This window comes from Streptomyces sp. NPDC051563, assembly GCF_044454225.1.
Lineage (GTDB): Bacteria > Actinomycetota > Actinomycetes > Streptomycetales > Streptomycetaceae > Streptomyces.
Window position 1 is genome coordinate 63,571 of sequence record NZ_JBITDL010000006.1, and the last position, 19,685, is coordinate 83,255.

At 72.9% G+C, this 19,685-nt stretch carries 18 protein-coding genes; 6 read left to right on the forward strand and 12 right to left on the reverse strand.

Features of this window, described 5'->3' with window-relative positions:
• Positions 1-25: 25 nt before the first annotated feature.
• The gene (locus tag ACIA8F_RS09645) at positions 26-1,147 is read right to left on the reverse strand and encodes a glycoside hydrolase family 19 protein (protein ID WP_399377727.1); all 1,122 of its coding nucleotides are present in this window, start codon (positions 1,145-1,147) and stop codon (positions 26-28) included.
• 384 nt (positions 1,148-1,531) lie between these two features.
• Between ACIA8F_RS09645 and ACIA8F_RS09650 the strand changes: the two genes are divergently transcribed.
• From ACIA8F_RS09650 to ACIA8F_RS09660, 3 genes are read left to right on the forward strand one after another with little or no spacing between them, the layout of a single operon-like run.
• The gene (locus ACIA8F_RS09650) at positions 1,532-2,335 is read left to right on the forward strand and encodes a lysostaphin resistance A-like protein (RefSeq protein ID WP_399377728.1); all 804 of its coding nucleotides are present in this window, start codon (positions 1,532-1,534) and stop codon (positions 2,333-2,335) included.
• Positions 2,336-2,361: 26 nt separating this feature from the next.
• Complete coding sequence (locus ACIA8F_RS09655; RefSeq protein ID WP_399377729.1) at positions 2,362-3,597, forward strand: histidine kinase; 1,236 nt, start codon at positions 2,362-2,364, stop codon at positions 3,595-3,597.
• The gene (locus ACIA8F_RS09660) at positions 3,594-4,292 is read left to right on the forward strand and encodes a response regulator (RefSeq protein ID WP_399377730.1); all 699 of its coding nucleotides are present in this window, start codon (positions 3,594-3,596) and stop codon (positions 4,290-4,292) included. The genes ACIA8F_RS09655 and ACIA8F_RS09660 overlap by 4 nt, the downstream gene beginning before the upstream one ends.
• 137 nt (positions 4,293-4,429) lie before the next feature.
• Here the strand turns inward: ACIA8F_RS09660 and ACIA8F_RS09665 are convergent, their stop codons facing one another.
• The 7 genes from ACIA8F_RS09665 to ACIA8F_RS09695 form a co-directional block, all read right to left on the reverse strand.
• Positions 4,430-5,446 (reverse strand): TIGR03842 family LLM class F420-dependent oxidoreductase, encoded by a 1,017-nt coding sequence (locus tag ACIA8F_RS09665; protein ID WP_399377731.1) that lies wholly within the window; start codon positions 5,444-5,446, stop codon positions 4,430-4,432.
• Positions 5,447-5,481: 35 nt separating this feature from the next.
• On the reverse strand, positions 5,482-6,882 hold the full coding sequence (gene hydA / locus ACIA8F_RS09670) for a dihydropyrimidinase (protein ID WP_399377732.1): 1,401 nt from the start codon (positions 6,880-6,882) through the stop codon (positions 5,482-5,484).
• Positions 6,883-6,899: 17 nt separating this feature from the next.
• Positions 6,900-8,195 carry an aspartate aminotransferase family protein gene (locus ACIA8F_RS09675; RefSeq protein ID WP_399377733.1) on the reverse strand — a complete coding sequence of 432 codons (1,296 nt, stop codon included), beginning with the start codon at positions 8,193-8,195 and terminating at the stop codon, positions 6,900-6,902.
• Positions 8,192-9,034 carry a nitrilase-related carbon-nitrogen hydrolase gene (locus tag ACIA8F_RS09680; RefSeq protein ID WP_399377734.1) on the reverse strand — a complete coding sequence of 281 codons (843 nt, stop codon included), beginning with the start codon at positions 9,032-9,034 and terminating at the stop codon, positions 8,192-8,194. The genes ACIA8F_RS09675 and ACIA8F_RS09680 overlap by 4 nt, the downstream gene beginning before the upstream one ends.
• 174 nt (positions 9,035-9,208) lie before the next feature.
• The gene (locus ACIA8F_RS09685; protein WP_399377735.1) at positions 9,209-11,368 is read right to left on the reverse strand and encodes a hypothetical protein; all 2,160 of its coding nucleotides are present in this window, start codon (positions 11,366-11,368) and stop codon (positions 9,209-9,211) included.
• Positions 11,369-11,413: 45 nt separating this feature from the next.
• A complete protein-coding gene (locus ACIA8F_RS09690) occupies positions 11,414-11,812 on the reverse strand; it encodes a PPOX class F420-dependent oxidoreductase (RefSeq protein WP_399377736.1) in 399 nt (132 codons plus the stop codon).
• 10 nt (positions 11,813-11,822) lie between these two features.
• Positions 11,823-12,266 (reverse strand): MarR family winged helix-turn-helix transcriptional regulator, encoded by a 444-nt coding sequence (locus tag ACIA8F_RS09695; RefSeq protein ID WP_399377737.1) that lies wholly within the window; start codon positions 12,264-12,266, stop codon positions 11,823-11,825.
• 134 nt (positions 12,267-12,400) lie between these two features.
• Between ACIA8F_RS09695 and ACIA8F_RS09700 the strand changes: the two genes are divergently transcribed.
• Positions 12,401-13,291, forward strand: a complete 891-nt coding sequence (locus tag ACIA8F_RS09700; RefSeq protein ID WP_399377738.1) for an MBL fold metallo-hydrolase — start codon at positions 12,401-12,403, stop codon at positions 13,289-13,291.
• Positions 13,292-13,339: 48 nt separating this feature from the next.
• Here ACIA8F_RS09700 and ACIA8F_RS09705 read toward each other — a convergent pair whose 3' ends face one another.
• Together ACIA8F_RS09705 and ACIA8F_RS09710 are read right to left on the reverse strand one after the other, a co-directional pair.
• Positions 13,340-14,557 carry an alginate lyase family protein gene (locus ACIA8F_RS09705; protein WP_399377739.1) on the reverse strand — a complete coding sequence of 406 codons (1,218 nt, stop codon included), beginning with the start codon at positions 14,555-14,557 and terminating at the stop codon, positions 13,340-13,342.
• A gap of 142 nt (positions 14,558-14,699) precedes the next feature.
• A complete protein-coding gene (locus tag ACIA8F_RS09710) occupies positions 14,700-14,951 on the reverse strand; it encodes a helix-turn-helix domain-containing protein (RefSeq protein WP_383947188.1) in 252 nt (83 codons plus the stop codon).
• Between the two features lie 64 nt (positions 14,952-15,015).
• Between ACIA8F_RS09710 and map the strand changes: the two genes are divergently transcribed.
• A complete protein-coding gene (gene map, locus ACIA8F_RS09715) occupies positions 15,016-15,783 on the forward strand; it encodes a type I methionyl aminopeptidase (RefSeq protein ID WP_399377740.1) in 768 nt (255 codons plus the stop codon).
• A 2-nt stretch (positions 15,784-15,785) separates the two neighbouring features.
• On the opposite strand, the gene ggt is transcribed toward map, so the two are convergent.
• Entirely contained in the window at positions 15,786-17,585 is a 1,800-nt protein-coding gene (ggt, locus tag ACIA8F_RS09720) for a gamma-glutamyltransferase (RefSeq protein ID WP_399377741.1), read from the reverse strand.
• A 101-nt stretch (positions 17,586-17,686) separates the two neighbouring features.
• Here ggt and ACIA8F_RS09725 point away from each other — a divergent pair, with 101 nt between their 5' ends.
• Positions 17,687-18,412 carry a hypothetical protein gene (locus ACIA8F_RS09725; RefSeq protein WP_399377742.1) on the forward strand — a complete coding sequence of 242 codons (726 nt, stop codon included), beginning with the start codon at positions 17,687-17,689 and terminating at the stop codon, positions 18,410-18,412.
• On the opposite strand, the gene ACIA8F_RS09730 is transcribed toward ACIA8F_RS09725, so the two are convergent.
• Positions 18,372-19,628: a cytochrome P450 gene (locus tag ACIA8F_RS09730; protein ID WP_399377743.1), complete on the reverse strand. Its 1,257-nt coding sequence runs from the start codon at positions 19,626-19,628 to the stop codon at positions 18,372-18,374. The genes ACIA8F_RS09725 and ACIA8F_RS09730 overlap by 41 nt on opposite strands.
• Between the last annotated feature and the right edge of the window lie 57 nt (positions 19,629-19,685).

A 19,685-nucleotide genomic window follows, 5' to 3' on the forward strand; every position in this document is an offset into this window, starting at 1 on the left:
GCCGCGGTCGAGGTGGTCGGTGTCTTCAGCAGGAGAGGTTGTCGCCGGGCGGGACGCCGAGGACGGCGGCGAAGTTCTGGTAGGCGTTGATGCGGCTCTGCACCTGTGCGGGGTTGCCGCCGTTGCACTCGATGGAGCCGTTGATGCTGCGGATGGTCTCGCCGAAGCCGGCGCCGCCCACCATGGCGTTGTGCGCGGTCATGGTGCCGGGACCGTTCTGGGTGTTCCAGTACCACAGGCCGGTCTTCCAGGCGACTGCCGCGTCGGTCTGCACGAGGCCGGGGTTGTTCAGCAGGTTGATGCCGAGTGCGTCTCCGGCGGCCTTGTAGTTGAAGTTCCAGCTGAGCTGGATGGGTCCGCGCCCGTAGTACGCGGCCTGGCCGGCCGGGCAGCCGTACGGCTGGCTGGTGTCGCAGTAGTGCGGGTAGTTGGCGGTGTTCTGCTCCACCACGTAGACTAGTCCGCCGGTCTCGTGGTGGACGTTCGCGAGGAACGCGGCCGCTTCCTGCCTCTTCACCATGTCGGAACCGGTGTTCGCGAACGCCGGGTAGGCGGACAGCGCGTTGACCAGGCCGGTGTAGGTGTAGAAGGCGTTCCGGCTCGGGAACATCTGGTTGAACTGGGCCTCGGAGACCACGAATCCGCCCGGGTTGGGGGTGGTCGGGGTCGGGGAGGGCGTCGGCTCGCCCGTGCAGGCGTAGGGGCTCCAGAACCACGTGGATATGGTCGGGTCGTAGCCGGGGTTGTCGTGGGTGGCGATGTAGTACTGCCCGTTGGGGCCGTACTTGACGATCGCTCCCGTGGCGTACTCGGTGCCGGCGGCCCAGACCGGGTGGTTGCAGGCCGCAGGTGTGGTCGGGGTCGGACTCGGCGTGGTGCCGCCCCCGCCACCGCCTCCCCCGCAGGCGCCTTGGTCGGCCCAGACACCGGAGCCACCGGCGGAGGGCGTCTCCCCCTGGGTCCACCACTTGGCCTGCCAGTTGTGGCCGCCCGAGGAAGCGGACATGCCGCCGGTGTAGACGGTGGCGGCGGCATACGGGGTGGCGCACTCCGCCGCGTAGGCGCGGGAGCCGAACGGGGTCAGGGCGGCGAGGGCCGCAACGGTGACCGCGGCGGCCGACATGGCGATGAGCCTCTGCTGGGACACGTGCCACTCCTCGGGAGGGGGGAAGGGGGCCTCGCCACCACGGCGGGCCGTCCTCCACCACGTTAGGAGATGGTCTGGACCAATGAGGATCCCCCGTGAGTGGACAACCCGCGTAGCTCTCACGGGGGATGCACCCCACGTTCCCGTCCGTTCGGCGACGGACGGGGCGGCCGTGGTGCTCGCCGTCGCGTCCGCGCATCCCCCGTGAGAGCTACACACCCTGTCCCTGCGCGGGTGATCCGCGGCGGTGTGCGGATTCATACCGTGGCCCCGGATCACCACACGGTGCCACTGCGACGGGAGACCACCATGGACGCGACGTCCGAAACTCAGCACACCACCGGATCCGGCCCCGGACCCGGCCCGGACGAACGCGGTGGGCGCTTGAGCAGAATCGCCCGCTCGCCGATCGGCTGGCTGGTGACGGGCGTGGTCGGTGTCGGCCTGGTCTCGGGCCTGACGGCCACCGGCCCCGGCCCGGTACCGCTCCTGGGCGCGGCCGCGGCGGTCGCCGTGTACGGGTGGGTGATGCACCGCATCGCCGGACGCCCCGTGCCGGAGATCTCCCGCGGCGGAGCCGGCCGGGAAGCACTGCTCGGTGGCGGGATCGGCCTGGGCTTCATCCTCGTCCCCGTCCTCCTGCTCACCGTGTTCGGGGGCTACTCCTTCTCCTGGGCCGACCACGGCTTCGTGCCGGTCCTCTGGACCACCGTCATGGTGCAGCTCGGCGGCTCGGTCACCGAGGAACTGCTGTTCCGCGGCCTTGCCTTGCAGGCCCTGGAACAGCTGTGGGGCAGCCGGGCCGCCGTCGTGATCACCTCGCTGTTCTTCGGCGTCGCCCACCTCGGCGCCGCGGAAGCCACCCTGTGGAGCGCCCTGGCGATCGCCGTGGAAGCGGGCGTCCTGCTCGGAGCCGCGTTCCTGTGGCGTCGTAACATCTGGTTCGTGGCCGGGGTGCACTTCACCTGGAACGCAGCGGAACAGCTGCTCGGCATCCCGGTCTCCGGCCACACCCCCGAAGGCTGGTTCACCCTGGACGCCCACGGCCCCGCCTTCCTCACCGGCGGCGGCTTCGGCCTGGAGGCATCGATCGTGCCCGTCCTGGTCGGCGCGGCCATCGCCGTCTGGATGCTGCGCCGCGCCCGCCGCAGCGGTGGGATCAAGCCCCGCACCCATACCGGCCGCTGAGTGCGACCGGACCGGAGGAGACACACGTGATATCGCCTCAGGAGGCCTTGCGTCTCCCGCCGTTCCGGGCACCGTACGACTGGTGGAAGCAGCGGGACGCCTTCATCCAGGACACCGTCCTAGCCCTGGCACTCACGCTTGCGGCCTTCGTCCCGAACTTCTCCCACATTGGCGCACAGATCGGCGACCTGCCTCGCCGGCCGGAGAACGCGCTGACCCTGGTACTCGTCCTGGCCCAGATCCTGCCACCGGCCGCCCGCCGCCGATGGCCCGCGGGCACGCTGGCCGTCGTCTCGGGCGCGTTCGCCCTGCACCAAATGCTGGGCTTCCCCACCACGTTCGCCAGCATGGGCCTGTACCTGGCGCTGTACTCCGCCGGCGCGCACCAGGTCCGCCACCGACGCGACGCGGTCCTCGCCCTGAGCGGCGGCTTCGCCGTGCTGGCCCTCGCGCTGGACCGCATCGGTTCGCCCCAGACGTTCCTGGACTATCTCGCCTTCTATCTGTTCCTGGCCGCTTTCTGGCTGGTAGGGAGGACCGTGCGCAAGCAACGGACACAAGAAGCAGACCGGCGACGGCTGGCGGCCGAAGTGGCCACGGCCACCGAGCGGGCCCGGATCGCGCGGGAACTGCACGACGTGGTCACCCACCACGTCACGGCCATGGTGGTCCAGGCCGATGCCGCCCAGTTCCTGCTCACCTCCGCACCCCAGCGTGCCGGGGAGTCGCTGACGCACGTGAGCGACACCGGCCGCCGGGCCCTGACCGACCTGCGGTACCTGCTCGGCGTACTGGAGGCGACCGGAGAGGCGGCCGCCGCGCAACTGTCGCGCGGGGGCGACCGTTCCCCCGCCCTGGGGCAGGTGGGCGACCTCGTCGAGCAGACCCGCAGATCAGGTCAGCCGATCACGTTCGCCGAGCAGGGTGAGCGCAGGCCGCAGAGCCTGGAGGTCGAGCTCGCTGCGTACCGGGTGGTGCAGGAAGCACTGACCAACGCGGTCAAGTACGCGGCCGGGCAACGGACTCACGTCAAGCTGCGGCACATCGCGGAGCACACCGAGATCACCGTGACGACCAGCGGCACCCCCGACGCGCCGATCGCGGGGAATCCGCATCGCGAGGGGGGCGGACGCGGGCTGGTCGGACTGCACGCACGCGTGATGATGCTCGACGGCCGCTTCGAGGCCGGCCCCCGGCCCGAAGGCGGGTTCGAGGTCCGTGCGGTCGTCCCCTTCCAGCCCCGTCAGGCGGAAACCCCGTGAGCACCCCTCCCGACCCGATCCGCGTCCTCGTCTGCGACGACCAGGCCCTCGTCCGCACCGGCTACGTCACGATCTTCTCCTCGCAACCCGACATGGAAGTCGTCGGCGAAGCCTCGAACGGGCACGAGGCCGTCGCGGCCTCGCGCCGGCTGAACCCCGACGTGGTCGTGATGGACATCCGCATGCCCCTGCTCGACGGCATCCAGGCCACCCGGCAGCTCGCCGGTCCCGACGTCAAGGACCCGGTCCCACCGAAGGTCCTGGTCGTCACCACCTTCAACGTCGACGCCTACGTCTACGACGCCCTGCGCGCCGGAGCCAGCGGCTTCCTCCTCAAAGACGCTCCACCCGCCGAGCTGGTGAACGCCATCCGCACCGTCGCCCGCGGCGAGGCCCTCCTCGCGCCCGCCGTCACCCGCCACCTCATCGGCCACTTCGCCGGACACCTGCGCCCGGCCGGCCATGGACGGCCGGCCATGGACGACGTCGTGCGCGCACTGACCCCTCGTGAACTGGAAGTGCTCCAGCACATCGCCGAAGGCCTCTCGAACACGGAGATCGCCACCGCGATGTACATCACCCCCGAGACCGTCAAGACCTACGTGTCCCGCATCCTCGCCAAACTCGGCCTCCGCGACCGCGTCCAGGCCGTCGTCCTCGCCCACCGGACAGGACTCGCCTCAGGGGCGGCGTGAACACGGCGGAGGGGGGAAGCCCGGAGCGGTAGCCCAGCCCGGGTAGGGGAAGAACGCCGCGAGCGACGGGTCGGGCAGCACCCGCGCCGACGCGGACAGGGCCGGCGCCATGCGCTGGACGGGCGCTGCCGCGGCGTTCAGCCGCTGAGCACCGGGATGACTTCGGAGCCGTAGGCGTCGATCGTCGACTCCCGTGCGTCGTGCATGTCGTAGACGGCGAACTGGTCGACGCCCAGGTCCCGCAGGGCGCGGAGCTTGGCGATGTGGGCTTCGGCGGGGCCCAGGAGGCAGAAGCGGTCGACGATCTCGTCGGGGACGAAGTCGGTGGACGGGTTTCCGGCGCGGCCGTGGTGGCTGTAGTCGTAGCCCTGGCGGGACTTGACGTACTCGGTGAGCTCGTCCGGGACCATCGAGGAGTGCTCGCCGTAGCGGGAGACCAGGTCGGCGACGTGGTTGCCGACCATGCCGCCGAACCAGCGGCACTGGTCGCGGGCGTGCGCCAGGGCCTGCGCCGAGTCGTCGGCCGTGACGTACGCCGGGGCCGCCACACAGATGGTGATCGCGGACGGATCCCGGCCGGCCTCGACCGCGGCCTGCCGGACCGCCTTGATCATCCACTCGGTGAGGTAGAGGTCGGCGAGCTGCAGGATGAACCCGTCCGCCTTCTGCCCGGCCAGCGCGAGGGCCTTCGGCCCGTACGCCGCCATCCACACGGGCAGCTTCCCGTCGCGGATCCACGGAATCCGCAGCGGCTTGCCGTCCACCTCGGCTTCGCGCCCCTCGGCGAGGTCCCGGATGACGTCGATGGCCTCGCCGAGCCGGGCGAGCGTGTTGGGCGCGCGCCCGGCCACCCGCATCGCCGAGTCCCCGCGGCCGATCCCGCAGACCGTGCGGTTGCCGAACATGTCGTTCAGCGTCGCGAAGGTGGAGGCGGTCACCTCCCAGGTGCGGGTGCCCGGGTTGGTGACCATCGGCCCCACGTGCAGCCTCTGCGTGTTCGCCAGGATCTGGCTGTAGATGACGAACGGCTCCTGCCACAGCACGGCGGAGTCGAAGGTCCAGCCGTAGCGGAAACCGTTGCGCTCGGCGCGCTTCATGAGGCTGACGACCTGGGAGGCCGGCGGGTCTGTTTGCAGGACGAGGCCGAAGTCCATGCATGGCTCCTTGCTGCTGCGTGCGGGCTTGCGGCTTACAGGTACTGACAGGTGGAGCGGGGGATGAAGGCTCCGTGGCCGGCCCGGCCGGTGAACTCCCGGCGGTCGATGACGAGTTCGCCGCGCGAGAGGACCGTGTCGACGCGTCCGGTGATCCGCTTGCCCTCGTACGCCGAGTAGTCCACGTTCATGTGGTGCGTCTCGGCGGAGATGACCTGCTCGGCGTGCGGATCGTAGAGGACGATGTCGGCGTCGGAACCCGGCGCGATCGTGCCCTTCTGCGGGTAGAGGCCGAACATCCGGGCCGGGGTCGCGCACGCGATCTCGATCCAGCGCCGGCGGCTGATGTGCCCGTCCAGGACCGCCTGGTGGAGGAGGTCCATGCGGTTCTCCACACCGGGGAGGCCGTTGGGAATCTTGGAGAAGTCGCCCCGGCCCAGTTCCTTTTGGCCCCGGAAGCAGAAGGGGCAGTGGTCGGTGGAGACCACCTGGAGGTCGTTGGTGCGCAGGCCCCGCCACAGCGCCGCCTGGTGCTCGCGGGGACGCAGCGGGGTGGAGCAGACGTACTTGGCGCCCTGGAAGTCGGGTTCTTCGAGGTTGTCGGTGGACAGGAAGAGGTACTGCGGACAGGTCTCGCCGAAGACGGGAAGGCCCTTGTCCCGGGCCGCCGCCAGCTCCGCGACGGCCTCCTCCGCCGAGACGTGCACGACGTAGAGGGGGGAGCCCGCGACCCGGGCGAGCTGGATGGCGCGGTGGGTGGCCTCGGCTTCGAGGAGGACCTTGCGGACCTCGCCGTGGTGGCGCGGGTCGGTCTCCCCGCGGGCCAGGGCCTGTTCGACGAGCACGTCGATCGCGATGCCGTTCTCGGCGTGCATCATGATCAGCCCGCCGTTGCCCGAGGCCCGCTGCATCGCGCGCAGGATCTGCCCGTCGTCGCTGTAGAAGACCCCGGGGTACGCCATGAACAGCTTGAAGGAGGTGACCCCCTCCCCCACCAGGTGGTCCATCTCCTTCAGGGTCCGCTCGTTGACGTCCGAGAGGATCATGTGGAAGGCGTAGTCGACGGCGCATTTGCCGTCGGCCTTGTCGTACCAGGTGTCGAGGCCCTCGCGCAGGGCGTGCCCCGGTGTCTGGACGGCGAAGTCCACGATGGTGGTGGTACCGCCCCAGGCGGCGGCCCGGGTGCCGGTCTCGAAGGTGTCGGAGGCGGCGGTGCCGCCGAAGGGCAGCTCCATGTGGGTGTGGGCGTCGACCCCGCCGGGGATGACGTACTTCCCGCTCGCGTCGATCGTCCGGTCGGCCGTCCACGTCCCGGCGGCGGCCGTGCCGTGTGCCGCGAGGGCGGCGACCCGGCCGTCCTCGATCAGCACGTCGGCGTGGAGCTCGTCGGACGCGGTGATGACGAGCCCGCCTCGGATGAGGGTGCGGTTGCTCATGTACGTCTCCCCCGGTGCTAGTTGAGACTTCTGAGGGCCTCGGCGAGGATCTCGGCGCCCTCTTCCGCCTCGGCGACGGTGAGGGAGAGCGGCGGCGCGATGCGCAGCACGCTGGTGTTGTGACCGCCGCCCTTGCCGAGCAGCAGGCCGCCGGCCCGGGCGGCCTCCAGGACGGCGGCGGCCGCGTCCGGGTCGGCCTGGTCGGTGCCGGGCTTCGTCAGTTCGAGCCCGGCCATCAGGCCCCGCCCGCGCACCTCCCGTACGGCGGGCACGGTCGCGGCGATGGCCCGCAGCCGCTCCAGCAGCAGGCCGCCCACGCGTCGGGAGTTGCCCTGGAGGTCGTGTTCGAGGAGGTAGCCGAGGTTGGCCACGCCCGCCGCCATGGTGACCGGGGAACCGCCGAAGGTGGAGATGGAGTTGGAGTCGAGGCAGTTCATCACCTCGGCGCGGGCCACGACCCCGCCGATGGACATGCCGTTGCCGATGCCCTTGGCGAAGGTGATGATGTCCGGCGGGCCGTTCTGGGCGTGGGCCTGCCAGCCCCAGAAGTGCTCGCCGGTACGGCCCCAGCCGGTCTGCACCTCGTCGCTGATCCAGAGGATGCCGTGCCGGTCGAGGACCTCGCGGAAGGCCCCGTAGAGCCCGTCGGGCGGCGAGGTGAACCCGCCCACGCCCTGCACCGGTTCGGCGATGAGCGCGGCGACTCCGCCGCGCGCCTGGCCGAGCACGTCCTCCAGGTCGGCGACGGCCGCGGCGGTGAAGGCGGTGTCGTCGAGGTGGGCGAAGGGGCCGCGGGTGCGGACGGCGCCGTGGACGTAGTACGTCTGGAGCGGCGAGAGGCTGGTCGGGGACCAGCCGCGGTTTCCGGTGATCGAGACGGTGGAGAAGGACCGGCCGTGGTAGCTGTTGCGCATCGCCAGGATCTGATTGGAGCGGCGGTACGTCGTCGCGAGCAGCAGGGCGGTGTCGTTGGCCTCGGTGCCGGAGGTGGTGAAGAAGACCCGGGCGTCGGGGATGCCGGACAACGCGGCTACCCGCTCGGCCAGTTCGACCATCGGGCGGTTGAGGTACAGGGTGGAGGAGTGGATGATCCGCCCGGCCTGTTCGGCGACGGCCTTGGTGACCTCGGGCAGGGCGTGGGCGGTCATCGTGGTGAGGATGCCGCCGAAGAAGTCGAGGTAGCGGTTGCCGTCCGCGTCCCAGACGTGGCGGCCCTCGCCGTGGGTGAGTTCGAGGGGGCGGTCGTAGTAGAGCGCGAGCCAGTCGGGCAGGACGGAGCGGTGCCGGCTGTGCAGGGGGATCGGGTTGCTCACGGCTGTACGAGTCCTCCGTAGGCGTCGGGACGGCGGTCGCGGTAGAAGGCCCACTGGTCGCGGACCTCCTTGATGAGGTCGAAGTCCAGGTCGCGGACGAGGAGTTCCTCCTCCTTGTCGCTGGCGACCTCCCCGACGAACTGACCGCGCGGGTCGACGAAGTAGCTCGTGCCGTAGAAGTCGTTGTCGCCGTACTCCTCCTGGCCGACGCGGTTGATGGCGGCGACGAAGTACTCGTTCGCCACGGCGGAGGCGGGCTGTTCCAGCTGCCACAGGTACCCGGACAGGCCGCGGGAGGTTGCGGAGGGGTTGTAGACCAGCTGGGCGCCGTTCAGGCCGAGTTCGCGCCAGCCCTCCGGGAAGTGCCGGTCGTAGCAGATGTAGACGCCGATCCGGCCGACGGCGGTGTCGAAGACGGGGAAGCCGAGGTTGCCCGGGCGGAAGTAGTACTTCTCCCAGAAGCCCCTGACCTGGGGGATGTGGTGCTTGCGGTACTTGCCGAGGTAGCTGCCGTCGGCATCGATGACCGCGGCGGTGTTGTAGTAGAAGCCCTCGGACTCCAGCTCGAAGACCGGTACGACGATCACCATGCCGGTCTCGCGGGCGAGGGCCTGCATCCGCCGGACGGTGGGGCCGTCGGGGACGGCCTCGGCCCAGCGGTAGTGCTCGGGTTCCTGGACCTGGCAGAAGTAGGGGGCGTTGAAGACCTCCTGGAAACCGATGATCTGCGCACCCTGGGCGGCTGCCCGGCGGGCGTGCTCCTCGTGTTTGGCGATCATCGACTCGGTGTCTCCCGTCCAGGTGGCCTGGACGAGTGCGGCGCGGACGACTTGGGCCATGAGCTGCTCCTCGCGACGGGGTACGCCGGCTTCTACGCACGTAGAGGGTGTACGACGGCTGCGCGTAGGGAGTTGAAGGTAGGCCTCGGCCAGGCCCGGGGCAAGACCGCGTTGCGCGGTTGGAGTAGTGGATCAACAAACGCAGGAGTTACGTCGGCACCTGATCGTTTCCGGTCAGGCGACGGGCAGATTCGCGACGCGAAGGGCGTGCAACAGGTCACGGTGATGAGCCACCGAGAGGGCTTCGGCGGCGCGGAGCAGCCGGGGCGCGAACCACCGGGGATCGCGGCGGGCGAGCCGGGCCGACTCCTCCGCGGTGCGGACCCGGACGAAGGCGGCGAGCAGGGCGTCGGCCTCCTCCGCGTGGTCGGCCGCCGCGAGCACGAGGGCCGCCTCGGCGATCTCGGCGGCCGGGCGGGCGGCGCCCTGGCGCAGCAGGGCGTCGCGGTCGGCCGGCCCGAGCGCGGCCGCCGCCGCGGCGAACCGGGCGGGCGGCAGGGAGGCCGCCTCCCAGAGCAGGGTGGCCCAGTCCGCGGCCAGCCCGGCCCGCCCCAGCTCCTCCCCCAGCCGCACCAGCCGCTCGGCGGGCCCGGCCGCGGCCTCGCAGAGCAGCACGTGCGCCTCCCCGCTCCGCCCCTGCCCCCGCAGGGCCACGAGCCCCTCCACGAACCCGGCCGGCCCCTGAGGCCCACCGGCTCCGACGGCATCGGCCCACTGGGGGGCCGCGCTGCGGGAGCCATCGCCGGAGGGCGCACCGGCCCACTGGGGGGTTGCACCACGGGGGCCGTCGCCGGAGGGCGCGCCGGCCCACTGGGGGGCCGCGCCGTGCGGGCCATCGCCGGAGGACCCGTCGGCCCACCGGGGGGACGCGCCGCGGGGGTCGGCGGAGGCCCCGCCCGGCCCGTGGACGCCGGGCCCGTGGGGGCCGGCACCGGAGGCCGCATCGATTCGCTGGGGAGCCGCGCCGCGGGGGGCTCCACCAGGGGCCGCGTCGGACCACTGCGTGGCCGCGCCGTGCGGGCCGCCGGGCCCGGTGTGGCCGCCCGGGCTCGGAGCGGCGGACGGTTGCCCGGCGGGCAGGCCTTCGGCGCCCGTTCGGGCGGGCTCGTGCAGGGTTCCCCGGGGCTGGCCGGTGTGCTCGTCGTGGTGGGCCCCCGGCGCCCGGTCGAGGTGCTCGTCGTAGCGGGCTCCCCCTGCCCGGTCGGGGTGCCCGGCCCCGGCCGCCGAGGTGGCCTGTTCCGGTACCGGATCCCCCGCCGGGGCGGGCTCGGCGGCCTCAGGGGCGGGCCGCCCGAAGCGGGCGCCGCGCAGGGGTGTGGCCGAGGAGGGGTGCCCCGGGGGTACGACGACGGCCCGGGCTTCGGGCTCCGCAGCCCCCGCGAACCGGGCGCCGCCACTGCGCCGCCCACCGCGCAGCCACCGCCCCTCGGCCCGCCGGACCGGCTCCGCCGCCCCTTCCGGCACCGGGGCGGAGGCCGCGCCCGGTCCCACGCCGGATGTCCCGTCCGACGTCACACCCGGCGTCCCGTCCGATCCCGCGCCCCGCGCCACGCTCGAAGCCCCACCCGACGCCGCATCCCAAGCCGCGCCGGCCGCCCGACCCGCTCCCGCGTCCGACGCCGCGTCCCAAGTCCCGCCCGCCCCCGCATCCGCGGGCCCCGCATCCCAAGCCGCACTCCCCGCATCCGCGGGCCCCGCTCCCCACCCCGCGGCCCGGGGGCCCGGCCATGCCGGTGCGGGGTCCGCGCCCGGCGAGGTCGCGGCGCGCTGGGCGGGTACCGCGTGCAGGGGCTCCGGGCCGGCCTGCGGTGGGGATCCGGGGCGGCCGCCCGCCGGGGCCACCGCCTCCAGGCGGATCGTCAGGTCCTCGTGGCGGGCCGCCGCACGGGCGGCGTCGTCGCGGGTCCAGGAGAGTTCCCGGGACAGGGCCTGCGCCTGCGCAGGGTCCGCCGACTCCGCGAGCCGCGCCGACAGCACGGTCAGCGCCGACCGGGCCCGGGCCTGCTGCTCCGCGGCCGAGGCGAGCAGCGTGCGCAGTTCTTCGACGCCGCCCGGCAGCCGGTCCCAGACCGCGACCGCGGCGGCCCGCAGACCGGCCGCGTACTGCGTCTCCCGGGCGATCGCCATCGCGCCCGTCGATGCGGTCAAGTCGCCGAGCAGGGACTCCAGTACGTCCCACGGAGGCATCGCCGCCCCGTCCAGGCAGGCCCGCATCCCCTCCGGGTCCCGCCGCAGGAACTCCCCGTACCAGCCCGTCCCCGGATCCAGTCGCTGCGTCAATCCCCGCATGTATCCGGAGAGTTGGCCGATCACCTGCGAAGTCGCGGTCTCCATCCCCGCATTGGACCCCATGGGTGTTACGGGCGGGCTACAGGAGTCTCAAAGCTTGACGGCGGGCGGGGCAAGCCTGACCGCGATCGCGGTGTGGGGCCGCCCGCGCCGGACGATGGCGGCCGGCACGTCGAGCATCCAGAACTGCCAGGTGTACTTGCGCAGCATCAGCTTGCGCACCCGCTTCAGCCCCTGCTCGTCCAGCAGCCGCGCCTCGCCCTCGGCCGCGGCGGCCCCTTCGGCGACCCGTCCGCGTACGTCACAGGCCACGACGGTGACCCGCCCGTTGTTGCGGATCCGCTTCACCTTCCACGCGTCGTCGCGCGTCCACACGTACAGCTCGTCGCCGTCCGCCACGGCCCACACGGGTGTGGGCACCGCCGTGCCGTCCTTGCGGAAGGTCGTGAGACTGACGTACCTCGCCCTGCCCAGCTCCTCGATCGTCATGCGCCCGACCCTACGCGCCGGCCGGTCCGCGGGAGGCGACGGCCCGCTCCAACAGGCTCCGCAGCAGCCGCTGGTCCTCCGGGGCGAGCCCGGAGACCGGCGAGTCCACGGAGAGCAGGGCGAGGAGCCGCTCGCGCAGGGCGGTGCCCCCGGGTGTGAGGACGAGCTGCTTGGCGCGGCGGTCGGTGGGGTGCGGGTGCCGTTCGATCAGGCTCTGCTTCTCCAGCTTGTCGACGACGAAGGTGGCGTTGGAGGGCTCGCAGCTCATCCGCTCGGCGAGCTCCCGCATGGTGATCGGGCCGCTCATCTCCCGCAGCGCGGTCGCCTGGGAGGCGGTGAGGCCCAGGGTGGCGGCGCGCTCCCGTACGTGCTCGGCGATGCGGTGGGCCAGTCCGTCCACCAGCCCGCACAGCTGCCGCTCGGCGAGGACCTGGTGCTCGGGAGGTGTCGTCATGACCCGAGTTTAGCAAATCCATCAAGCAAGAACATTTACAGCTTGAATGATTCAAGCTTGATGTTTATGGTTGGCCCCACCGCCCCGGCAGACCGGCCGGTGACGATCTGACGCACACTCACGAGGGAGCTCTCATGTCCGACTTGACGACGACGGCGACGCGCGAAGAACGGCTGAACCGGCCCTCGGGAATCCGCTCGCTGTGGCTGGGCGACACGAAGGTCTCGTACGTACCGGACGGCGACGCACGGCTCCGGCCGTCGGCCCTGCTCCCGGACACCACCGACGAGGTGTGGGCCGCCCGCCCGGAGTACCTGGACCCCGAGGGCCGCCTCGTCGCGAGCGTCGGCGCCCTGCTGGTGGAGCACGGCGGCCGCGCGCTGCTGATCGACGCGGGCGTCGGCCCGCAGACGCTGCGAGCCCCGGACGGCCCGATCGCCGAAATCCACGGGGGCGCGCTCCCGGACAGCCTGGCCGAACTCGGCCTCGCCCCCGGGGACATCGAGGCGGTGGCCCTCACCCACCTCCACTCCGACCACATCGGCTGGGCCGTCCACCCCGTCCCCGGCGGGGACCGGCCCCTCTTCACCCGCGCCGAGTACCTGATCACCGCGCCCGAGTGGGACCGGATCGACCTCCTCACGGGGGAGGGCACGACCGAGCGGGTCGCCGCCCTCGCCCCGCGCGTGCGCACGCTCGACGACGGACAGGAGATCTTCCCCGGGGTGCACGTGCGGATCGCCCCCGGCCACACCGTGGGGCACGCCGAGTACGTCGTCACCGGGGGCGGGCGGCGGCTGATCGCCTTCGGCGACGCCGCCCATTCGCCGGTCCAGATCGACCGCCCCGACTGGTCCTCGGCCTTCGACCACGACCTCGCCCGGACCGCCGTCCACCGCCGCCGGCTGGTCGCCGAGCTCGCGGAGCCGGACACCATCGGCTTCGGCGTCCACTTCGCCGACGCGCCGTTCGGGCACGTCCGCGCCACCGGCGACGGCCAGACCTGGCACCCCGTGGACGCCTGAACCCGGCCAATCCCCAGGCCGCGCCCCAGGCCCCGGCAGGCCCGCGCCTCAGGCGGCCGGAGCCGCCTCCCCGTGGGTGAGGGTCTCCCACGCCACGAACAGGTCGTCCGTCCCGGCCGGCCGCGTCTTCTCGACCAGCTCGCGGGTGTAGGGGAGTTTCGCGCCCGTCCGCCCCGCGTAGTGCTGGAGCGCCACTTCCAGGTCGGGGCCCATCGTGCGCTCCAGCTTGCCGCCGCACAGCCACGCGGGGGCCTCTTCGCCGAGCTGGTACTTCGCGTGGAACTCCAGGGCCGCCCGGAGCCGCTCGCCCTGCTCCCCGTACAGGTCGACGCCCTGGTGCCAGGCCGTCTCCGCGATGTGCGCGGAGGCCGCGAGGGCGTAGCCGACGTGCATGAGGTTGCGGCAGGTCTCCTGGGCGACGCCGTCCACGTACGTCCCCTGGCCGAACCAGTAGGCCGCGACCTTGTCCGGCGAGTCGATGGCGGTGCGCGGCGGGGCCAGCGGGTGCACGCCGTCCCGCTTGAGGTAGAAGTACGCCGGGACGCGCTCGCGGAACCGCTCGAGGGACTCCCGGAAGACGGCCGGGTCCTCCAGGAAGACGGAGATGCCCAGGGCGGCATCGGTCATGGCCAGCTCCCAGTTGCCGTTGTACGCCGGCACCTGCGCGCGGACGGCCGGGAGGTAGGCGGTGCGGAGCATCTCCTTGAAGCGGGCGACCCGTTCGTCCCCCCAGCCCGGGTAGTCGGCGTGGATGATCTCGGCGGCGCGCGCCCAGGTGGAGCCGGACCAGGCGGCCTGGAGCCCGGCGTTGTCCTCGGCGTGGCGCTTCATCACGGCCGACCAGCCGTCCATGATCTGAACGGCCTTGCGGGCGTGGGAGGTCTTGCCGTTCACCGACCAGAGCAGGGTGTGGGTGTAGGCGGCGATCGCGTCCTGCCGCTCGTCCAGGCAGGACTGCGGCCCCGAGTTGAAGGGGCAGGGGACGACGTCGGCCGGGTGCGCCTGGTAGTCGAGGGAGGCGTAGCGGCTCTTCAGGAGTGCCCGGTACGCCGAGTTCCAGGGCTCCTTGCCGGCCGCGACCATCTGCTTCGCGTGCTGGAGCCGGGTGTGGCTGACGACGACGCCCGGGTGGCGGAAGACCACGTCGCCCGGGTCCTGGGCTTGGGCCCGGCCCTCGGGGGCGGCGCATGCCGCGAGGAGCAGGCCGCCCGCGAGGAGGGCGCCCACGAGTCCGAGGCCGAGTCGCTTGGTTGTGGATGCGTTCATGTCTGACACGCCTTCAGACTTGCCCCACGCCCCGGCCCTCCCACCGCCGATTGGGCCGTTCGGCCTGCGGGCCCGCCCTAACGGCACGCCGAAGGGCGGGCCCGCGGGCCGAACGGCCGCTGCCCGCCCGCTCCCCCGGTTCTCACACGGGCACGAGGGCGCAGCTGCGCAGCACGTCGTCCAGCGAGAGCCCGAGGGCCCCGGCCAGCGCGGCGACGGTGAAGAAGGCCGGGGTCGGGGCCCGGCCGGTCTCGATCTTGCGGAGGGTTTCGGCGGAGAGTCCGGCGCTGGCCGCGACCTCGACCATGCTGCGGCCGCCGCGGGCCGTGCGCAACAGGGCGCCGAGCCGCTCGCCGCGCTCGCGCTCTTCGGGGGTGAGGGGGGTACGGACCATGACGTCATCCTACCCCGGAACCCAATAAGTATCCCGTTACAGTTATACCGGTATAGTTATTGGCATGGTGGAACTCAAGACAGACCGATCGATCGACCAGATGCGCGCCGCCGGGCGCGTCGTCGCACACGCCCTCGCCGCCGCCCGGGACCGGGCCGCCGTGGGGGTCTCCCTGCTGGAGCTGGACCTGGTGGCGCGCGAGGTGCTCCGCGAGGCCGGGGCGAGCTCGCCCTTCCTCGGCTACCGGCCGCGGTTCGCCCCCGTCCCCTTCCCCGCGGTGATCTGCGCCTCCGTGAACGACGCGATCGTGCACGGCATCCCCGACGGCTACCGGCTGCGCGACGGCGACCTGGTCAGCATCGACTGCGGCGCGAAACTGGGCGGCTGGGTCGGCGACGCGGCCGTCAGCTTCACCGTGGGCGCCGCCCGCCCCGCCGACCTGCGGCTCATCGCGACCTCCGAGGCCGCCCTCGCGGCGGGCATCGCCGCCGCCCGGCCGGGCAACCGCGTCGGCGACATCGCCCACGCCATCGGCACCGTCTGCCGATCCGCCGGGTACGGGATCCCCGACGGCTTCGGCGGCCACGGCATCGGACGCTCCATGCACGAGGAGCCGGGCGTGCCCAACGAGGGCCCGGCGGGGCAGGGTACGAGGCTGCGCGCCGGCATGGTGATCGCGATCGAGCCGATGCTCATCGCGGGCGGCACGGACGACTACGCCTGCGACGCCGACGGCTGGACCCTGCGGACCGTCGACGGCAGCCGCGCCGCGCACTCCGAGCACACGGTCGCGATCACCGCCGCCGGCCCGAGGATCCTCACCGCCCTGTAGCCCTACGGCCTCCCGTACGGGTGCACCACCATCGCCGAGCCGCCGCCCCGCCGGGTCGTCTCGGCGGCGGCCAGCCACCGCCCGTCGGGGAGCCGCTGGACCCCGGTGGCCGCGCCGATCTCCGGGTTCTGCCGGAAGCCCTGTCCGAGGGCCTCCAGCTCGGCCCGGAGCGGGCTGTTCCACAGCCCCGGCTCCAGCTCGGTGGTGGTCTGGTTGCGCTGGCTGGCCCGCGGCGCGGCGATGGCGTCCACCAGCGGCAGCCCGCGGTCCAGGTACCCGGTCAGGGTCTGGAGCACCGTGGTGATGATGGTCGCCCCGCCCGGGGAGCCCACGGCCAGCACCGGGCGTCCGTGTTCCAGCACGATGGTCGGGGCCATCGACGAGCGCGGCCGCTTGCCGGGACCCGGCAGGTTGGGGTCGGGGACGCCGGGCGCCGCCGGGGCGAAGGAGAAGTCGGTCAGCTCGTTGTTGAGCAGGAAGCCGCGCCCCGGGACGGTGATGGCGCTGCCGCCGGTCGACTCGATGGTCAGCGTGTAGGAGACCACGTTGCCCCAGCGGTCGGCGACGGTCAGGTGCGTGGTGTTCTCCCCCTCGTACGTGGTCGGGGCGGCCTGCCCGGAGCCGCCGCAGGCGACCGGGTGGCGGGGGTCCCCCGGGGCCAGCGGGCTGGTCAGCGTCCTGGCCGGGTCGATGAGGCAGCCGCGCGTGTCCGCGTAGCCCTGCGAGAGCAGTTCCTTCGTGGGCACGTCCTCGGCGGCCGGGTCGCCGACCCAGCGCCCCCGGTCTGCGAAGGAGATCCGGGAGGCCTCGATGAAGCGGTGCAGGTACTGGGCCTCGCCGAGCGCGCCGAGGTCGCTGCGCTCCAGGATGTTCAGCGCCTCGCCGACGGTGGTGCCGCCGGAGGAGGACGGGGCCATGCTGTACACGTCCAGGCCGCGGTAGCCGAGCCGGGTCGGGTCCTGCCGCTTGGTCGCGTACGCGCGCAGGTCCCCGGTGGTCAGGTCGCCGGACCGGACCACGCGGGTGGCCGCCGGGTCCACCGGGGGCGTGCGCACGGCCCGGACGATGTCCTCGGCCAGCCGGCCCCGGTAGAGCGTGCCCGCACCCTTGCGGCCGAGCTCCGCGTACGTGGCCGCCAGGTCGGGGTTCTTGAAGGTGGAGCCGACCACCGGGAGGGCGCCGCCGGGCAGGAAGAGCTTCTTCGTGTCGGGGAAGTCCCTGAACCGGGCCTCGTTGAGGGCGGTCTGGTCCCGGAAGGTGGAGTCCACCGTGAAGCCCTCGCGGGCCAGTTTCTCGGCGGGCTTGAGGAGTTGCCCCAGGGGGCGGGTGCCCCAGGACTCCAGGGCGCTCTGCCAGGTCGCCGGGGTGCCCGGGACTCCGACGCCGCGGCCGCTGGTCTGGCCCTCGGCGAAGGGGATGGGCAGGCCGTTCTCCTGGAACAGCCCGGCCGTGGCCGTCGCCGGGGCGGTCTCCCGGCCGTCGATGGTGCGCACCCGGCCGGAGCGGGCGTCGTAGTACACGAAGTAGCCGCCCCCGCCGATGCCGGCGGAGTACGGCTCGGTGACCCCGAGCGCGGCGGCCGTCGCGACGGCGGCGTCCACGGCGTTGCCGCCGGAGCGCAGGACGGCGATGCCGGCCGCGCTGGCGTCGGCGTCGACGCTGGCGACGGCCCCTCCGTAGCCGGTGGCCACCGGGACCTTGGGCGGGGCGGGGCTCTTCGACGACGGGGCGCTCGCCCCGGTCGAGACGAGCGCACCGGCGAGCGCGATGAACGCTAAGTGACGTGCGGCGGGACCGCGCATTCCGTTCCTCCAGTCGACTGCCTGTCAGACCTTGGAGCGGCAGCCTAACTTCCGTGCACCCGCCGCGTCATGAAGGCCATGTGACGGCTACCATCCGCCGCATGAATGAGGACGTCCGCAACATCGTGCTCGGGGTGATCGCCACCGCGTGCAGCGGCGGGTTCGGCTGGTTCACCCGGACCTACCTGTGGCGCCGCGCGCTGCGCCGCAAGCAGGCCTTCTTCGGGCTGCCCACCGGCTCGGACTGCCTGTTCGTGGTCAACCGGCAGATGGGCGGCACCGATTCCTCCCTGCACCGCAACGACGCCTTCGCGCTGCTGGAGATATCCGCCCTGATCAAGGACTGCGGGGCGAACGTGCAGATCGTCACCCACGACGGGGCCCGGCAGGGCTTCGGCGAGCGGGCCGAGTTCTGCGTGGGCGGCCCCTCCTCCAACGCCCGCACGACGGCCCACCTGGCCTCCATGCTCCCCGGGGTGCGGATCATCGTCTCCAGCGAGCCGGTACCGGACCGCGGGGCCATCACCGTCGGCGGGGAGACCTACCGCTGGCAGAAGGGCCTCGTCGAGTACGTGCTCCTGGCGCGGCTGACGACCGGGCAGGGGTCCCGGCCGGTGTTCCTGCTGTGCGGGCAGACCGCGATCAGCAACCAGGCCGCGGCCCGCTACCTGGCCCGGCACCACCGAAAGCTGGCCGGCTCCTACGGCGACGACTCCTTCTGCATCCTGCTCAAGGTGGTCAACTCCGACGCCTACGGCCCCGATGTGACCGAGCTAGTCGCCGACGTCACCGGCCCGGCCCGGACACCCGCAGCGGCAGCCGGGTGATCCCGTTGATGAAGTTCGACACCAGCCGGCGGGGCGGGCCCGCCGGTTCGGGCGGCGGCATAGCGGCGATCCACTCCTCGTAGAGGACGCGGAGCTGGAGCCGGGCGAAGTGCGCGCCCAGGCACACGTGCGGGCCGTCCCCGAAGGAGACGTGCGGGTTGGGGGCGCGGCCGAGGTCGAGGCGGCCGGGGTCGGTGAAGACGCGCTCGTCGTGGTTGGCGGAGGCGTGGAAGACCACCACCTTGTCCCCCGCCCGGATCCGCCGTCCGGCGAGCTCGGTGTCGGCGGCGGCGGTGCGCCGGAAGCTCAGCACCGGCGGGTGGACGCGCAGGAGTTCCTCGACGGCCCGGTCCAACGGGACCCGCCCGTCGGCCAGTCCGGCGTAGGCCTGCGGGTCACGGGCCAGGGCGAGCAGACCGCCCGGGGCGGCGCTGCGCACGGTGTCGTTGCCGGCGACGGTGAGCAGGAAGAAGAACATCTCCAGTTCCGCGTCCTCCAGTCCGGCGAGGGCGAGGGCGGTCATCACGTCGTCGCCGGGACGGGACCGTTTGACGGCGGCGAGCTCGCGGGCGTAGGCGAACATCTCGCCCAGCAGCGCCGGCGAGCGCGGGTTCAGCGGCTTGCCGTCCGGGCCGAGCAGCGGAGCCGGGGCGTCCTCGGGATCCTGGTAGCCGATGATCCGTACGGTCCACTCCAGCAGCAGCCCCCGGTCGGTCTCCGGGACGCCCAGCAGGTCGGTGAGGTTCAGCAGCGCGTACGGGTCGGTGACGGTGCGCACCAGGTCGGCGGACCCGTCCTCGGCTCCGTCGCGGGCGGCGCGCAGCAGCGTACGGGCGCGGCCCCGGACCCGGGCGGCGAAGGCGTCGACGCGGGCCGGGGTGAAGGCGCGGGCCACGGTGCGGCGCAGGGTTCCGTGCTCGGGGGGATCCTGGTTGAGCATGGTGCGCCGCAGGAAGGGCAGGTCGGCCGGGTCGGGGTCGCGGATCTGGGTGGCGCCCAGGTGCGAGGAGTACGTGCGGTGGTCGCGCAGCACCCGGACCACGTCGGCGTGCCGGGTGACGGCCCAGAAGCCGGGGCCGGCGGGCCAGCCGAGCACCTCCGGCTCTTCCTGCCAGGACACCGGGTGGCGGTCGCGCAGCAGGCGGTAGCGGTCGTACGGGACGCCTTCGGCGTAGAGGCGCGGGTCGAAGACGTCGGGGGCCGGTCCTTGGTCCATGCGCACACGGTGGCGGGGAGCGGCCCGGCCCGCAAGGGGCCCCGCGGGGCTCCGACG

Coding starts and splice junctions, on each gene's coding strand:
- ACIA8F_RS09690 (WP_399377736.1), bottom strand. CDS start 11,812: ATGACGATCGAGGAGCTGGGCAGGGCGAGGTACGTCAGTCTCACGACC.
- ACIA8F_RS09705 (WP_399377739.1), bottom strand. CDS start 14,557: ATGAACGCATCCACAACCAAGCGACTCGGCCTCGGACTCGTGGGCGCC.
- hydA (WP_399377732.1), bottom strand. CDS start 6,882: ATGAGCAACCGCACCCTCATCCGAGGCGGGCTCGTCATCACCGCGTCC.
- ACIA8F_RS09725 (WP_399377742.1), top strand. CDS start 17,687: ATGAATGAGGACGTCCGCAACATCGTGCTCGGGGTGATCGCCACCGCG.
- ACIA8F_RS09685 (WP_399377735.1), bottom strand. CDS start 11,368: ATGGAGACCGCGACTTCGCAGGTGATCGGCCAACTCTCCGGATACATG.
- ACIA8F_RS09695 (WP_399377737.1), bottom strand. CDS start 12,266: ATGACGACACCTCCCGAGCACCAGGTCCTCGCCGAGCGGCAGCTGTGC.
- map (WP_399377740.1), top strand. CDS start 15,016: ATGGTGGAACTCAAGACAGACCGATCGATCGACCAGATGCGCGCCGCC.
- ACIA8F_RS09680 (WP_399377734.1), bottom strand. CDS start 9,034: ATGGCCCAAGTCGTCCGCGCCGCACTCGTCCAGGCCACCTGGACGGGA.
- ACIA8F_RS09730 (WP_399377743.1), bottom strand. CDS start 19,628: ATGGACCAAGGACCGGCCCCCGACGTCTTCGACCCGCGCCTCTACGCC.
- ggt (WP_399377741.1), bottom strand. CDS start 17,585: ATGCGCGGTCCCGCCGCACGTCACTTAGCGTTCATCGCGCTCGCCGGT.
- ACIA8F_RS09700 (WP_399377738.1), top strand. CDS start 12,401: ATGTCCGACTTGACGACGACGGCGACGCGCGAAGAACGGCTGAACCGG.
- ACIA8F_RS09665 (WP_399377731.1), bottom strand. CDS start 5,446: ATGGACTTCGGCCTCGTCCTGCAAACAGACCCGCCGGCCTCCCAGGTC.
- ACIA8F_RS09710 (WP_383947188.1), bottom strand. CDS start 14,951: ATGGTCCGTACCCCCCTCACCCCCGAAGAGCGCGAGCGCGGCGAGCGG.